Origin of the sequence: Paenibacillus sp. MY03 (assembly GCF_002165585.1) — a bacterium.
Classification (GTDB): domain Bacteria; phylum Bacillota; class Bacilli; order Paenibacillales; family Paenibacillaceae; genus Pristimantibacillus; species Pristimantibacillus agaridevorans.
Genome location: NZ_MXQD01000052.1, coordinates 39,216 through 53,868, shown reverse-complemented (window position 1 = coordinate 53,868; position 14,653 = coordinate 39,216). Strand labels below are relative to the sequence as shown.

Below are 14,653 nucleotides of genomic sequence, written 5' to 3'. Positions count from 1 at the left end.
GATCAACTTTTAATTAAACCTCAAAGTTGAATGCACGGTAGATGATAACTGCAGCTTGAGCGCGTGTTGCGCTTGCGTTAGGAGCGAACTTGCCTCCGTTGCCTACTACAATGCTATGTTCGGCAGCAAACGCCACGCCTTGCTTCAGCGTTTCGTTAATTTGCTCCGCGTCGGCGAAAGCTTGCAGCGCTTTTTCGACATCTTCAATGTCTGCTGCACCGCTCGTTGCTTTTAGACCGCGTGCAACCATCGTAGCCATCTCCGCGCGTGTAACTTCGGCATGCGGATCGAATCTCGTTGCGGAGCGGCCATAGATAATGCCGTTCTCGGAAGCAGCAGCAATGTAAGGAGCGTACCATGCGTCATCTTCCACGTCCGCGAATTTTTCTTTTGCAGCCTGGTTGTTCAGGTCAAGCGCGCGAACGAGCATTTTCGCGAATTGTGCGCGAGTTACTTTGGCCGATGGGTCGAATTGACCTTCCAGCTTGCCATGAATAACGCCCTTGGATGCAATAACCTCGATTGCGCGGCCAGCCCATGCGTCTACGCTTGCCGTGTCGTCGAAGGAAACCGAGTTCTCTACGACTACATAGGACGAGAAGGAATCGCGGTTCTCGATGATTGTTTTGCCTTTGACGCGGCCGCCGTGGAATTCAAGACCTTCCTCAACAATCTTGGCTAATGTCAGGAGCTCCGTATCCAGGCCTGTTGTATCGCCAAGCGGGAATATAATTTGAACCGGCTTGCTGAAGGTTGTCGTCGGCTTGCCGCCCACAGAGAGATTGAACTCGAATACATCGGATGCCGCTGGCAAACCGCCGGTTACTTCTTCAGTAGCCTCGGATTTGTTGATCTTGAAGTCTACAACATTGGAGAACGTACCGCCAACCGGTAGTTTAACCTCCAAGCCGCTAACTTTCAAAATAATGCCTGTGAGTCCAACCTCAACAGCTTTCTTCATGACAGCGTCGGATAGAGCAACCACAAGGTTATCTTGGGCAACGTTGCCGAAATCGACCGTTACATCCAGGTTTTCGATTGTTTCGCCAGTCGCTTCTTCAAGAGCGGCAACAACTGCGCCAATACCGGCAATGGCAGCCAGCGCCTTGTTCTCGTCCAGTTTCAGCGTTGCAACGTCGCCACTAACTGTTACCAAGTTGGCCAGGTCGGACAGTTTGTCGATCAAAGCTTGCGCCTCTGCAATCGCTTCTGCGATAAGCTCAGCCTTCTCCTCGTCGCTAGCGTTTTCCAGCTTCTCGGCGAGCTCCTCGAATTTCTCTTCCAGCTCTTTGACTTCGGCTGGAATATCGATAGTTGCAGGAGGTACGTAGATGCCGCCGCTCCATGGAGGAGTCGATGGGAATGCGGCCTTGTAGGCTTTGTTAAGGGCGTTATAGGCAGCGATAACTGTTGTATTGCTAACACTGCTGTTTTGCAAGCCAACATAGATATCAGCTAGATCCTCGCCTGTAATATCGGCCTTCGTTGGACCCGCTAATGTTGCAACATTCGTGTTCGAAGCGATAGCATTAGTAGCCGCCGCTTTTAATTGATCTTTAATTGTAAGGATATTATCCAGGTTGATGTCAACCAACAGCGTAGAGAAATTCAGCTGAAGCTGCAAAATAACGGAAGCCAAGTCCTCAACGGACAAAGCTGTCAAACCGTGCGTCGTCCTAATATGCCCTAGCAAACCAGCATACTCACCCGCGTAGTATTCGAATGTATCCTCGGCATCGATAGGAATCAAATTAGAAAGAAGTTCATTAAGCAGACCCTGGAGATCATTCGAAATATCAGAATTCCCTTTTGCGATCTTCGCCACTAGCCCGGACACGATAGTACCATCTGCCAATGCTGTTTGAAGCTGGCCTTTCAGTTGATTCACAGCATTCAGACCTTCTGTGTCTTTGACCAATTCGGCATACAGCTTGTCAGACTTTGTAATCAAGTCAGACAGATTAGTAGCGTAAGCTACATTGTTAAAACCAAGCTTCTCAGACAGCCCCTTGCTGCTGAGAGGAATTCCCGCGAATGCGGACATCGCTACGCTTGCCGCGATTGTCGTTACCGCTAGTTTTCTTTTAAAAGTCACTTTCAATCACCTCTATATTAGAATTAATGCACCCGCCTGTTAGGGCAAGACGCAAATGGAACCTCGTAAAACGGTGTCTTGCGTTTCTTCTCTAGCGCGCAAAGATGGTCGACAACAGCTTCTTGACCTTGCCGCCGGATCTGGTGTGCTCGATGTACGGTTGCTCGCCAAAAGGTCTGTCATGCAGGATGCCGGCCGCGTTGGTCTTGAGGTAGACGACCCACTGTTCTCCCATTGTTCTCTCAATGAACGAATAGGCTTCGCTCATACGAAATCCTCTTCGCTGCACATGATGTGCATCCGAGGATAACAGATGAATGCAGCCCCTTCTCATTAATTCCATGGAAGTTTGTTCGATTCGTCTTCCGAAGCCCCCAAGCAGCGAATGAGTCGTGACCTGCGCGCAAGCGCCGATCTCGATCAGCTCCTCCAGCCGCTCCGGATGTTTGACCACCTCGGCATTGCGTTCCGGATGGGCAATCACCGGTGTCAGTCCCAATAAAACCAGCTCGTGCACAAGCTCCGACATTCCCTTGGGAATACGGGACGAAGGCATCTCCAGCAGGATAAATCTGGAGCCCGCCAGCGTAAGCAGCTCACCGCGATGCCACGCATCCAGCAAATCATCGTGCACGCGAATCTCCTGGCCGGGATACACCCTTAGAGGTATACCCGATTCTTGCCATTGCTCATTGCATTCTTCTACTAGTGTAAGTATTTCTGCAGCTGGGTTGAGATAAGTGCCGTTTGCATGATGAGGCGTTGCAATCAATAATGTAATCCCGTCCTCGCATGCGGCAAGAGCCAGGTCCGCGACATCTTCCGCGTTTGCGGCTCCATCGTCGATTCCGGGCAGAATATGCGTATGTATGTCGATCATGATGGCAACCTCCTTACTACTACTTTATCGGTCGCTGGCTGCTATTTTGAAAGGATATGCGGAAATCGACACTTTTGAATCATCAAATTAGTCAATTCGGCATAAGTAGACAGACTACGACTGGAGGTTCTATCATTAATTACTAGTATATAGCACCTCTTCCGTGCGGGTAAAGGAAGAATCTGTCTATGAAAACGCTTAACAAGCGTTTATGACAACTTTGATGATTAAAATGACTCTTTACTCCTACTTTCGACATGAGTCGACAGGTATAATTTCAGTGCAAAAGATGCATTTTCAGGTGTTTATTTTGATAAACTTTTCCATAATAAAGAAGGATTCAGCCCAACACAACAAAACCGCCCAGCCATACTGGGCGGTCGAATAAATATGTTAGTTGTCGCTGCCGGAATTATTCTCCCGAACGCAGCTCCCGCATATGAGGGAAGAGCAGCACGTCGCGGATGGACGGCGCATCGGTTAGCAGCATGACCAAACGGTCGATGCCGATGCCGAGTCCGCCCGTAGGCGGCATGCCGTACTCCAGCGCGCGGATGAAGTCGTCATCCATCTCATGCGCCTCGTCGTTGCCTTGATCCTTCTCGACGAGCTGCGACTCGAAGCGTTCGCGCTGGTCGATCGGGTCGTTAAGCTCGGTGAACGCGTTGGCATGCTCGCGAGCCACGATAAACAACTCGAAACGATCCGTGAAGCGCGGGTCGGTCTCGCTCTTTTTCGCCAGCGGCGAGATCGCGACGGGATGGCCCATGACGAACGTCGGCTGGATCAGCGTGGACTCGCAGCGTTCTTCAAAGAACGCGTTAAGAATGTGGCCGAACGTCATATGCGGCTCGACCGGAATCTTATGCTCCTTGGCCAGCGCATGCGCTTGTTCGTCGGACATTTCGACTCCGAAGTCGACGCCTGTCACTTCTTTGACGAGATCGACCATGGTTACGCGGCGCCAAGGCGGCGTCAGATCCACTTCCTGGCCCTGATAGTTGATCTTGGTCGTGCCCAGCACCTCTTGCGCGATATGGGCGATCAGGTTCTCTGTCAGCGCCATGATGTCCTTGTAGTCGGCATACGCCTCGTACAATTCGATCATCGTAAACTCCGGATTATGACGCGTGGAGATGCCTTCGTTGCGATAGACGCGGCCGATCTCGTAGACCTTCTCGAGGCCGCCGACGATCAGGCGTTTTAGATGCAGCTCGATGGCGATCCGCATGTACAACTGCATGTCCAGCGCATTGTGATGCGTGATAAACGGACGCGCAGCGGCGCCACCCGCGATGCTGTGCAGCGTCGGCGTCTCGACCTCGAGGTAGCCGAGCGAGTCGAGGTATCTGCGCATCGACTGGATAATGCGGGAACGCGTGATAAACGATTGCTGCACGTCGGGGTTGACGATCAGATCGACGTAACGTTGGCGATAGCGCAGCTCGACGTCCTTAAGACCGTGATGTTTGTCCGGCAGCGGCAGCAGCGACTTGGTCAGTACGTCGACGTCCAGCGCTTTGACGGATACTTCGCCTGTGTTTGTTTTGAACACGGTGCCCTGTACGCCTACAATATCGCCGATGTCGAGCAGATCGAACGCCGCGAACTTGTGCTCGGCTACCGAATCTTTGCGCACATAGATCTGGATCCGTCCGGAGAGGTCCTGGATGTGGGCGAAGCCCGCCTTGCCCATGCCCCGCTTCTGCATGATGCGGCCGGCGATGCTGACTTTAACCGACTTCTCCTCCAGCTCTTCTTTGCTGAGGCCTTCGTACTCGGTCAGAATGTCCTTGGCATGATGCGTGCGCTCGAACTTCCGTCCGAACGGATCTACGCCGAGTCCCCTCAATTCATCCAGCTTGTCTCTGCGAATCTGCAAAAGCTCGCTCAGCTCCTGCTCGTTGTTCAACTCTTGTTCCGACAATGCTTCCATCTCCTTTTGACCACAAGATGCATAAACGTTCAAAAAGCTTCCTGTGAGGAAGCTTTCGAAATCGGCGTTCACGCCTTATTTCTTGATATCGATGATTTTATATTGAATAACTCCCGCTGGCACGTTCACTTCTACGACCGTCCCCTTCTTCTTCCCAAGGATGGCCTTGCCGACAGGGCTTTCATTCGAGATCTTGTTCTGGAGCGGATCGGACTCCGCCGTGCCGACGATCGCGTATTCCATCGTGTCACGGAACTCCAGGTCTTCTACGGTCACGATCGAACCGATGCTTACGGTATCGATGTCGATGTCGTCATTATTAATGATCCGCGCGTTGCGAAGCATCTTCTCAAGGGTAATGATGCGGCCTTCGATAAAGGCTTGCTCATTTTTCGCGTCCTCGTATTCGGAGTTCTCGCTAATGTCACCGTAACCGATGGCAATCTTGATCCGTTCGGCAACTTCACGACGCTTAACCGACTTCAGATTCTCAAGCTCTTCTTCAAGCTTCTTGAGCCCATCTTGAGTCAGAATGATTTGCTTATCGTTCATCTTCCCGATTCTCCTGTCGCGTGACTAATTTTCATACCGTGTATGAATTCACTGTTACTTAATATATTACGTATTGGGTTGTACAGACCAACGCTCTGATAAAGCGCATTCTATATGAAAACTTTGATTATATTGGACGATTATATTGCAACGTACCACGAATGTCAATCGAAGTCAGACTATTCGGTGTAAGCTGCTCCCGCCGGTCTCGCAGCCCATGACGACACAAAGCGGTTACTGTCGACTGATGTCGAATAACCGCTTGTACGACATATGAATGGGAGGCCGCTTCCCTTAGTGAACAATCTCCTCTGCGATAGCGTGGTTCTCGCTTGCGGAAGGCGTTGGAGCTCCTTCGGCTTCATTCTCCAGTGAAGAAATGTAGGTCTCCAGGATGGTCACCATACGGTCGCGGCCCGTCTCTTCCATGATGGCGTCCTTGACGCGAGCGCCGCCCGGCAGTCCCTTGAGGTACCAAGCCAGATGCTTGCGCATCTCGCGTACGGCGACCGCTTCGTTCTTGAGCGCGATCAGGCGGTCCAAGTGGAGTATCGCGACCTCCATCTTCTCGCGTGGCGCGGGATCGCCGAGCAGCTCGCCATTTTGCAAATACTGGATCGTGCGATACAGCATCCACGGGTTGCCCAGCGCGCCGCGCCCGATCATGACGCCGTCGACGCCCGTCGTGTCCAGCATCCGCTGCGCATCCTCGGGCGAGAAGACGTCGCCGTTGCCGATGACTGGAATGTTTACGTTATTTTTGACATCTCTTATGATGTCCCAGTTGGCTTTGCCCGTATACTGCTGCTCCCGAGTCCGTCCGTGCACGCTAACCGCCTTGCCTCCCGCGCGTTCGACCGCCTGGGCATTCTCGACCGCATATACGTGCTCGTCATCCCAGCCGATGCGCATCTTTACGGTAACCGGCTTGTCGACGGCGTCTACGACGGAGGATACCATCTCGTAGATCTTGTTCGGATCCAGCAGCCAGCGTGCGCCCGCGTCGCACTTCGTTACCTTCGGCACCGGACAGCCCATGTTAATATCTATAATATCCGCGTTCGTCTGCTTGTCGACGACCTTGGCGGCTTCCACGAGCGATTCGCGGTCCCCTCCGACGATCTGCAAACTAAGCGGCTTCTCGCGCTCGTCGACGAACAACATTTCCATCGTACGCTTGTTGCCGTGCAGAATGGCCTTGTCGCTCACCATCTCGGCGCACACGAGCCCGGTTCCGAACTCCTTGGCAATTAAGCGAAAAGCAGGGTTGCACACGCCGGCCATCGGCGCCAGTACCACTCTGTTCTTCATCTGGATGTCCCCGATTCTCAGCATGCCGCTCCTTACTCCCCCCTAATTGTCATCAGTTCTTCGTAGCTGATGCCAAGCGTCTTCGCAATATGATGCAGCAGCTTCGGGTCGTTTCTGCGCGTCCCGCGCTCCAGCGATCCAAGCACCGCAACCGACACGCCCAGCTCCTTGGCCAGCTCCTGCTGTGTGTAGCCTTTCAGCTTCCTGAAGGCTCTGACGCGCTGCGCCAATTGATTGTTTTCCATAACGTAATGCCATCCTTTCCTGCCTGAAGCGCACGGGCGGTCGTCGTGGACACCTGCTCATGCAGCGGATGCGAACTCGAGATCACATCATGCAGCGGAACAAGGACGAATGCGCGTTCCATCATGCGCGGATGCGGCAGCGTCAGCTCCTCTTGATCCATTCTGACATTATCGTACAGGAGAAGATCAAGGTCAATGGTTCTCGGTCCCCAACGTTCTTGTCGAATTCGCCCGAGGGCGCTCTCCAGCCGCAGCTGCGTCCGCAGCAGCTCAAGCGGCGCCAGCTCGGTCTTGACGGCAACCGCCATGTTTAGAAAGGCCGGCTGGTCGGTGTAGCCGACAGGATCCGTCTCGTAGATGCCCGACACGGCCGTCACTTCGATGCCGGGCTGGTTGTTAAGCTCTCCAATCGCTCGCATGAGATGCGCCTCGCGGTCGCCCATGTTGGAGCCGAGGGCGATGTAGGCGGCGACAGGCGGCGACAACGGCGAGACAGTTGCCGGCCTAGCGGCCGATTCCGTAGGCGATTGCGATGCGGGTGGCTGCGGGGCCGTGGTCTGGGTGGCTGCCTCAGCGGCTGGCGATGCGTCGGTATGTCCCGCGTTGCCGACTTCCTTGGCGGGGGCCTGTGAGGCCGCCTTATGCTCGGATGATGCCGCCATGGCCGTCCCGCTTTCTCCGCAGCTCGATCGTCACGCCGTCGAAGTGAATGTCGAACGGCGGATGCGGCTTCGTCACGCGCACCGTGACTTCGTTGATCCTAGTATAAGTCTCCAGCAGACGCGATGCAATGCAGCCCGCCAACGCCTCGATCAGCTTGAAGGGCGGCCCCTCCACGATGCTTTTCGTCAATGCATGCAGTTCGGCATAATTGACTGTTGCCTCCAAATCATCCTCTCGCGCCGCTTGATCCAGATCCAGGCTCAGCTCGAGATCCACATAGTATTGCTGCCCCAGCTTGTTCTCCTCCGGGAATACGCCATGATAGCCATAGAAGCGCATACCGATTACCTTCATCAAATCCACTATAGTTGCTCCTTCCTCCTGCATGTGCTTTTCCCTAATGCGAGCCGCTCCCCATACGTGCCGCTTCCGACAAAGTAACCAGAGTTAAAGGTCCTCGGTTGGCGGCATAGACAAGCTGAAGGCGTCACATGTGTACGTTAGTGCGCTTGCCGGGCGGGCAGCTGCGGCCGTGCGCAGTTGCCGGCTCCGCTGCGTGCAGTTGCGGCTTCGCTGCGTGTCGTCGACTCGCTCTAACGTTCGCTTGGCGAAGAATGTCGGCTTCGCGCCCCCGTCCAACCGCACGGATGACCGAAGAATGTCGACTTCACGCCCCCGCTCAACCGCACGAATGATCGAAGAATATCGACTTCACGCCCCCGCTCAACCGCACGCTTGACCGAAGAATGTCGACTTCACACCCCCACTCAACCGCACGCTTGACGAATAAAGGGAATTTGTCCCTCTAAATTCTCCATACCCACCTATCTATCGACATTAACAGGAAATTCGCCCTTTAATATGCCCTCTACAGCCATGCGCTGGGCAAATCGCCTCAATTAGTGGGAGGTTTTCCTTCTGTTTGTGCTGAAATGCGCATACGTTCGCGATTAGTGGGAGGTTTTCCCGCTAAGGGAGCCGACAAACGACGCGGGGCAGGGGAAAGGGAATCTCACGGCTAAATAAGTCGGCCGACGTTTCAAACCGCTAAGTAAGCCGTTCGACGGAAGAGTAAGGTTCCCACCGCTAAGTAAGTCGCCCGACGGAAGAGCGAGGTTTCCAAGGCTAAGTAAGCCGTTCGACGGAAGAGCGAGGTTCCCACCGAGAAGTAAGAACGCCCGACTGACGAGCGAGGTTTCAAACCGCTAACTGAGTCGCGCCTGACTGGACCAGCGAGTTCCCACCGCTATGTAAGTCCCCCGACTGTCGAGCGAGGCTTCTCCGCTAACTGAGTCGCCTGACTGGACGAGCCGGGGGAGAAATGCCCCCTAGTATTTAGTCGCGCAAATAATGGATGGCGTCCGCCATCAGCGCCGTGAGCTTCATCTCGCGCACATCGTGCACGCGCATGATCTGAGCGCCATGAGCGATGCCCAGCGCAACGGTCGCCGCCGTGCCCCAGGCGACCTGATCGACCGGCAGATCCAGCGCCTGCCGGATAAACCGCTTGCGCGAGGTGCCCAGCAATATGGGGCAGCCGAGCGCCGTCAGTTCCCGCAGGCGACCGAGCAGGGCGAGGTTGTCCTCGTAGGTTTTGGCGAAGCCGATGCCTGGGTCTACCCAGATGGCATCCTCGGCGACGCCAGCCGCCAGGGCGAGGCCGATGCTGCCGCGCAGATCGGCGAGCACGTCCGGGACGAAGTCGGTGTAGTCCCGGGCGTGTCTGTTATGGCTGACGATGACGGGGCAGCCGTATTCCGCCGCTACGGCGGCCATGTCGGGTTCGCTCTTGAGACCCCAGATGTCGTTGATGATATGCGCGCCGGCTTCCAGCGCGGCGCGGGCGGTCGATGCCTTATAAGTGTCGATCGACAACGGAATATGCGGCAGCGCAGCGCGCACTGCGGCAATAACCGGCACGACGCGACGAATTTCTTCTTCGGCGCTGACGGTGTCGAAGCCCGGTCTGGTCGATTCGCCGCCGATGTCGAGAATGTCGGCGCCTTGCTCTACCATGCTGCGGGCGTGGGCCACGGCTGCTTCCACGTCCATATAACGTCCGCCGTCCGAAAAGGAGTCCGGCGTCGCATTCAAGATGCCCATGATCAACGTCCGATCTCCCAGCGACAACTGTATGCCGCCGCCCAGGTCGTAGCTCCGTTTACGAAAGTTCGGAGCAAAAGCAACTTCGCTCGCGCCCGTCAATTGGACATCGCGTCGATCCTCTGTATCTTCCCCCCGCAACTCTCGCGTTCCACCAGTCTGATTCCTGCTGTCCATCACTTATCGTCCTCCCTGCTGCTACAGTTACTCTCCGTACTTCTATCGGCCGAATACACCAGTTATCCATTCATGTCCATTAGCCATTGGGCGAGCGCCAGGATCCGATGTGCTAGCGCTGGGGGTAGGCACTCGCATGATCGGCTTGCCGCGTCTGCCGCCACGTATTCTTACAGTGTTGCCGCTTCCGTGTCGGATCGATACATGTCCAGCAGTTCCAGCGTCAGGGCTCCCGCTTCGCCGATGCCGACCTTGCGCTCCAGACCGTCCCAGTCGCTGAGCCTCGTTACCGGCACCAGCTCCTGAATGGAGTTCGTCAGCCACACTTCCTCAGCCTCAAGCAGTTGCTCCCATGTGTACAAGCCTTCCTCGACCTCATAGCCCGTATCACGCGCCAGCTCTATCACACGCGCTCGAGTCACGCCAGGCAAAATCCCCGTCTCAATGCAAGGCGTATAGATCACGCCCTGACGAAGGAAGAACAGATTGCTCACGATACCTTCCGTCAACCAACCGTCCCGGCTCAGCATCAGCCCCTCCGCGCCAGGGGACGGCAACGAAGCTATCTGCACGACCTGTTGCTGTAAATGGAATGACTGCTGCTCCCGCTCCTGCATCAATCCCAGCATCTCCCGCTTGGCAATGATGTTGTTCATATAATGTAGCGACTTGAACCGCACCGTACCTTCGGGGCTGTTCCTCCGCGTGCGAAGCAGTCGCAGCTCCCGGCCGCGGCGCAGCGCGTCCGCTCCGGCAGGCGGCAGCGACTTCGCAAGGATCAGCACCGTTGGGGCATTGTAGTCGCCTGCAGGCAAGCCCAGCTCGCCAACACCGGCACTGACGGTCAGCCGAATGTAACCGTCGGCCAGTTCGTTTGCAGCCAGCAACGATGCAATCTCCCTACGCAGCTCATCCGCCTTCATCGCGAACGGAATACCCAGCTCCCTGCATCCGCCGCACAGCCTGTCCAGGTGCCGTTCCAGCAAGTACGGCTTCCCGCCATAGGTGCGGAACGTCTCGAACAACCCAAGCCCGTACAAAAAGCCGTGATCATATACCGAGATCACGGCTTCTCCCCCATCTACGATGCTACCGTTCAGCCAGATCTTCATCGTTGCAGCGTTCCGGCCGTATGACGCAGGAAGTTGCGAAGCATCGCGTGGCCGTGATCCGTAATGATGGATTCCGGATGGAACTGCACGCCCTCGATCGCATACTCCTTGTGACGAAGCGCCATAATCTCGCCTTCGGCCGTCTCCGCGCTAATCTCGAGGCAATCCGGCAACGTCTCCCGCTTCACGATGAGCGAGTGGTACCGCGTCGCGGTAAATGGAGACTCCATGCCCTCAAAGAGCGTTCGGCCATCATGATGGATCAAGGACGTCTTGCCGTGCATCAGCTTCTCCGCCCGCACCACTTCGCCGCCGAATGCTTGTCCGATGGATTGATGCCCGAGACAGACGCCGAAAATCGGGATAACCCCCTTAAAGCGTTCGATCAGCGCCAGACTAATGCCCGCCTCGTTCGGAGAGCACGGCCCCGGCGAGATCAGGATATGATCCGGACGAAGCGCCTCGATGCCCGCCAGATCAATCTCGTCATTCCGTTTGACCACAATCTCCTCGCCCAGCTCTCCCAGATACTGCACCAGATTGTACGTAAACGAATCATAGTTGTCGATGACCAAAATCATGTTTCGTCTCCCCCTCGTCCTCTTCTCTTCTCATCGTGAATACGACTACTTTGCTTTGCTCTGCTCTACTCCGCCGCGAAACGGCCGCTGTATTCGATTGCCTTCCACAGCGCCTTGGCCTTGCTCAGAGACTCGTAATATTCGCGTTCCGGATCGGAATCGATCACGATGCCCGCTCCGGCTTGAATGTGCACAATCCCGTCCTGCACCGCCATCGTTCTAATAATAATATTAAATTCCATATCTCCGTTATAGTCAATCCATCCCATCGATCCTGTATAAGGACCGCGGCGAACGGGCTCCAGCTCCTCGATGATCTCCATCGTTCGAATTTTCGGCGCTCCCGTGATCGTGCCGCCAGGAAATGTCGCGGCAATGACATCATAAGCATCCTTACCCTCGGCAAGCTCACCATCGACCTGCGAAACGAGATGCATCACGTGAGAATAACGTTCGATGACCATAAGCTCCTTTACCTTTACCGTGCCGTACCTGGAAATACGTCCAAGATCGTTGCGCTCCAGATCGACGAGCATAATATGCTCGGCGATCTCCTTCTCGTTCGTGCGCAGCTCCTCTTCGAAACGCAAATCCTCTTCTTCCGTACGCCCTCGGCGCCTGGTGCCCGCGATGGGACGCGTACCGAGCCGGCCGTCCACGAGCTCGACCAGCAGCTCCGGCGAAGCGGATACCAGCTGAAAATCGGGACAACGCAGAAAGCCCATATAAGGCGATGGATTAAACAATCGCAGCCATTCGTACAGCTCCTCGGGCGCTGCCTCTACCTTGCGGCTCTGCCGCTGGGACAGATTTACCTGGAACACATCCCCTTGCCCGATGTAATCCTGTATCCGGCGAACGGCATCCTGAAACGCATCCTTCGTAAACGGCGAGCTCAGCCCTTGCAGCTCTTCGATATTAATGTGGAGCGAATCATTTTCCAGCAGCGCCTTCCGGCGTTCACGCAAAGCCTGCGCGCGACCTGTCGCCTTCTCTTCCTCGAACCAAGTCAGCCAATAATCGGCCATCCCTTCCGTCCGGGACACGGACCGATCATATACCTCGCGAAGCGCCTCCTCCGAGGTATCGATCTCGACCGGACTATGGACGACGCAATAAACAACGGAACGCTCATGGTCGACAACCCAGATCTCATTCATCCGCATGAACAAGTAGTCCGGAATATTCGTGTCGTCTGCAGCGACCTCAGGCAGCTTCTCGATGGTGCGAACGATGTCGTAACTCCAGAAGCCCGCGCAGCCGCCCAACCACTTCGGCCCCCGATCCAGACGCGGACCCCGGCTGTCGCCCATCCACTGACGAACGATGTCCAGCGGCTTGCCCTTCCAGCGCTTGCGCTGGGCGGCCTGCTCATCGAGCGACAGAAAGGTCATCGACTCGGCTTCCAGCCCTTTGCCCCTAATAACGCCATCGGGATGCGCTCCCAAATAAGTGAAGCTGCCGACCTTGCCGCTCTCCAGTACGAACGCATACGGCGATGCGTCCTGCCACACTTCCTCCCAGGAAGCGATTATATCTCCGCCATGCGGTTGATAAGGCAGCTCCAGTACGCAGGGCAACGTCGTATACTTCCCTTCGGCACGCCACCGAAGCCATTCTTCCCAAGCGGTGACCATCACCTTCGCCCCCCGTCCTTCTTTCTTGTTAGCGCCTAGTATACCGAATCGGCCCGCAAAAGAAAAGCGCCTTCCACTCCGCAGAATGAAAGGCACTTCGGTATATTTCGTTGCGCTGTGTCATGCAAATTCGCCACTCGCCGTCATCGGTCCTTCTCCCTATACCGCCAGGATGCCTCATGATGGGATGCGTGCAGCATGAATCGCGTAGTCTTAGTTCTCGAAGTTGAACAGCGGCGTGCTGAGGTAACGTTCGCCGTTGCTCGGAACGATAGCGACAACGCGCTTGCCTTTACCCAACTCTTTTGCCACTTTCAGCGCCGCGCTGATAGCCGCTCCGGAGGAGATGCCGCAAAGGATGCCTTCTTCTTTCGCCGCGCGACGAGCGTATTCGAACGCTTCTTCGTTCTCGACAGTAAGAACGCCGTCATAGATCTCGCGGTTCAGAATGTCCGGCACGAAGTTGGCGCCGATGCCTTGAATTTTATGCGGACCGGGGGTGCCGCCGGATAAGATCGGGGAAGCCGCAGGCTCTACCGCATAGATCTTGATGCCTTCGAAGTTCTGCTTAAGCACTTCGCCTGCGCCAGAGATCGTGCCGCCCGTGCCAATACCCGCGATAAACGCGTCAAGCTTGCCGTCGAGGGAGTTGATCGCTTCTACGATCTCAGGTCCCGTCGTCTCGCGGTGAATCTTCACGTTCGCCTGGTTCTTGAATTGTTGCGGCAAGAAGTATGTCGCATTCTCCTTCACCAGTTCTTCTGCCTTGCGAACTGCGCCGTTCATGCCTTCCGATCCTGGCGTCAGCACGAGTTCCGCGCCGTATGCGCGAAGCAGGTTGCGACGCTCAAGGCTCATCGTCTCAGGCATAACCAAAATAGCCTTGTAGCCCTTAGCTGCCGCTACCATAGCAAGACCGATACCCGTGTTGCCGGATGTCGGCTCGACGATCGTGTCTCCCGGCTTCAATAAGCCTTCTTGCTCCGCTACTTCGATCATGCTGATCGCGATGCGGTCCTTTACGCTTGCTCCCGGGTTCTGGTACTCCAGCTTCACGTATATTTCTGCGCTATCTTCAGGTACGAGGCGGTTCAGACGAACCAGTGGTGTATCGCCGATAAGTTCTGTAATGCTTTGCACAATTCTTGCCATGAGTGAAAAGCCTCCTTAATCCGACTAAAATAGTTGGTATTATACTTATTCCATCTTAACAATCTCATGCTTCCGTTGTCAATAGCTACTTTGCAGGCGAATTTCCGGTTTGAAACCGCACGAGAATACGGATGACCCTTCATGCTCCGGACTGATGCATACTTCATAGTTACTCTAACTTCCCCAAACCCGCATTCGCCGAATCACAC

13 protein-coding genes are annotated in these 14,653 nt (G+C 55.3%); all 13 read right to left on the bottom strand.

Annotated features, from left to right (window positions below; translation table 11 throughout):
- Nucleotides 1-13 precede the first annotated feature (13 nt).
- The 13 genes from B1748_RS29870 to cysK all read right to left on the bottom strand — a co-directional run bounded on the left by B1748_RS29870 (nucleotide 14) and on the right by cysK (nucleotide 14,444).
- Nucleotides 14-2,095, bottom strand: a complete 2,082-nt coding sequence (locus tag B1748_RS29870; protein WP_087571619.1) for an S-layer homology domain-containing protein — start codon at nucleotides 2,093-2,095, stop codon at nucleotides 14-16.
- Nucleotides 2,096-2,186: 91 nt separating this feature from the next.
- Nucleotides 2,187-2,975 carry a tyrosine-protein phosphatase gene (locus B1748_RS29865; RefSeq protein WP_087571618.1) on the bottom strand — a complete coding sequence of 263 codons (789 nt, stop codon included), beginning with the start codon at nucleotides 2,973-2,975 and terminating at the stop codon, nucleotides 2,187-2,189.
- A 412-nt stretch (nucleotides 2,976-3,387) separates the two neighbouring features.
- A complete protein-coding gene (gene lysS / locus B1748_RS29860; protein WP_373271311.1) occupies nucleotides 3,388-4,902 on the bottom strand; it encodes a lysine--tRNA ligase in 1,515 nt (504 codons plus the stop codon).
- An 84-nt stretch (nucleotides 4,903-4,986) separates the two neighbouring features.
- Nucleotides 4,987-5,463 carry a transcription elongation factor GreA gene (gene greA / locus B1748_RS29855; protein ID WP_087571617.1) on the bottom strand — a complete coding sequence of 159 codons (477 nt, stop codon included), beginning with the start codon at nucleotides 5,461-5,463 and terminating at the stop codon, nucleotides 4,987-4,989.
- Between the two features lie 294 nt (nucleotides 5,464-5,757).
- The gene (gene dusB / locus B1748_RS29850; protein ID WP_087571616.1) at nucleotides 5,758-6,798 is read right to left on the bottom strand and encodes a tRNA dihydrouridine synthase DusB; all 1,041 of its coding nucleotides are present in this window, start codon (nucleotides 6,796-6,798) and stop codon (nucleotides 5,758-5,760) included.
- An 8-nt stretch (nucleotides 6,799-6,806) separates the two neighbouring features.
- A complete protein-coding gene (locus B1748_RS29845; RefSeq protein WP_087571615.1) occupies nucleotides 6,807-7,019 on the bottom strand; it encodes a helix-turn-helix domain-containing protein in 213 nt (70 codons plus the stop codon).
- On the bottom strand, nucleotides 6,971-7,681 hold the full coding sequence (gene folK / locus B1748_RS29840) for a 2-amino-4-hydroxy-6-hydroxymethyldihydropteridine diphosphokinase (RefSeq protein WP_087571614.1): 711 nt from the start codon (nucleotides 7,679-7,681) through the stop codon (nucleotides 6,971-6,973). The genes B1748_RS29845 and folK overlap by 49 nt, the downstream gene beginning before the upstream one ends.
- Nucleotides 7,659-8,036 (bottom strand): dihydroneopterin aldolase, encoded by a 378-nt coding sequence (gene folB, locus B1748_RS29835; protein WP_373271312.1) that lies wholly within the window; start codon nucleotides 8,034-8,036, stop codon nucleotides 7,659-7,661. Before folB ends, folK begins: the two co-directional genes overlap by 23 nt.
- Before the next feature lie 981 nt (nucleotides 8,037-9,017).
- Nucleotides 9,018-9,962 (bottom strand): dihydropteroate synthase, encoded by a 945-nt coding sequence (folP, locus tag B1748_RS29830; RefSeq protein ID WP_087571612.1) that lies wholly within the window; start codon nucleotides 9,960-9,962, stop codon nucleotides 9,018-9,020.
- 170 nt (nucleotides 9,963-10,132) lie between these two features.
- A complete protein-coding gene (locus tag B1748_RS29825; RefSeq protein ID WP_087571611.1) occupies nucleotides 10,133-11,074 on the bottom strand; it encodes an aminotransferase class IV in 942 nt (313 codons plus the stop codon).
- The gene (pabA, locus tag B1748_RS29820) at nucleotides 11,071-11,655 is read right to left on the bottom strand and encodes an aminodeoxychorismate/anthranilate synthase component II (protein WP_087571610.1); all 585 of its coding nucleotides are present in this window, start codon (nucleotides 11,653-11,655) and stop codon (nucleotides 11,071-11,073) included. The genes B1748_RS29825 and pabA overlap by 4 nt, the downstream gene beginning before the upstream one ends.
- Nucleotides 11,656-11,720: 65 nt before the next feature.
- Nucleotides 11,721-13,292 carry an anthranilate synthase component I family protein gene (locus tag B1748_RS29815; protein ID WP_087571609.1) on the bottom strand — a complete coding sequence of 524 codons (1,572 nt, stop codon included), beginning with the start codon at nucleotides 13,290-13,292 and terminating at the stop codon, nucleotides 11,721-11,723.
- Nucleotides 13,293-13,505: 213 nt separating this feature from the next.
- Entirely contained in the window at nucleotides 13,506-14,444 is a 939-nt protein-coding gene (gene cysK, locus B1748_RS29810; RefSeq protein WP_087571608.1) for a cysteine synthase A, read from the bottom strand.
- Nucleotides 14,445-14,653: the final 209 nt, after the last annotated feature.

What these genes read in the sequence shown, in the direction of transcription:
- folP (WP_087571612.1), bottom strand. Translation starts at nt 9,962, where the DNA reads ATGGACAGCAGGAATCAGACTGGTGGAACGCGAGAGTTGCGGGGGGAA.
- pabA (WP_087571610.1), bottom strand. Translation starts at nt 11,655, where the DNA reads ATGATTTTGGTCATCGACAACTATGATTCGTTTACGTACAATCTGGTG.
- cysK (WP_087571608.1), bottom strand. Translation starts at nt 14,444, where the DNA reads ATGGCAAGAATTGTGCAAAGCATTACAGAACTTATCGGCGATACACCA.
- B1748_RS29825 (WP_087571611.1), bottom strand. Translation starts at nt 11,074, where the DNA reads ATGAAGATCTGGCTGAACGGTAGCATCGTAGATGGGGGAGAAGCCGTG.
- B1748_RS29815 (WP_087571609.1), bottom strand. Translation starts at nt 13,292, where the DNA reads ATGGTCACCGCTTGGGAAGAATGGCTTCGGTGGCGTGCCGAAGGGAAG.
- greA (WP_087571617.1), bottom strand. Translation starts at nt 5,463, where the DNA reads ATGAACGATAAGCAAATCATTCTGACTCAAGATGGGCTCAAGAAGCTT.
- folK (WP_087571614.1), bottom strand. Translation starts at nt 7,681, where the DNA reads ATGGCGGCATCATCCGAGCATAAGGCGGCCTCACAGGCCCCCGCCAAG.
- folB (WP_373271312.1), bottom strand. Translation starts at nt 8,036, where the DNA reads ATGAAGGTAATCGGTATGCGCTTCTATGGCTATCATGGCGTATTCCCG.
- B1748_RS29865 (WP_087571618.1), bottom strand. Translation starts at nt 2,975, where the DNA reads ATGATCGACATACATACGCATATTCTGCCCGGAATCGACGATGGAGCC.
- B1748_RS29845 (WP_087571615.1), bottom strand. Translation starts at nt 7,019, where the DNA reads ATGGAAAACAATCAATTGGCGCAGCGCGTCAGAGCCTTCAGGAAGCTG.
- dusB (WP_087571616.1), bottom strand. Translation starts at nt 6,798, where the DNA reads ATGCTGAGAATCGGGGACATCCAGATGAAGAACAGAGTGGTACTGGCG.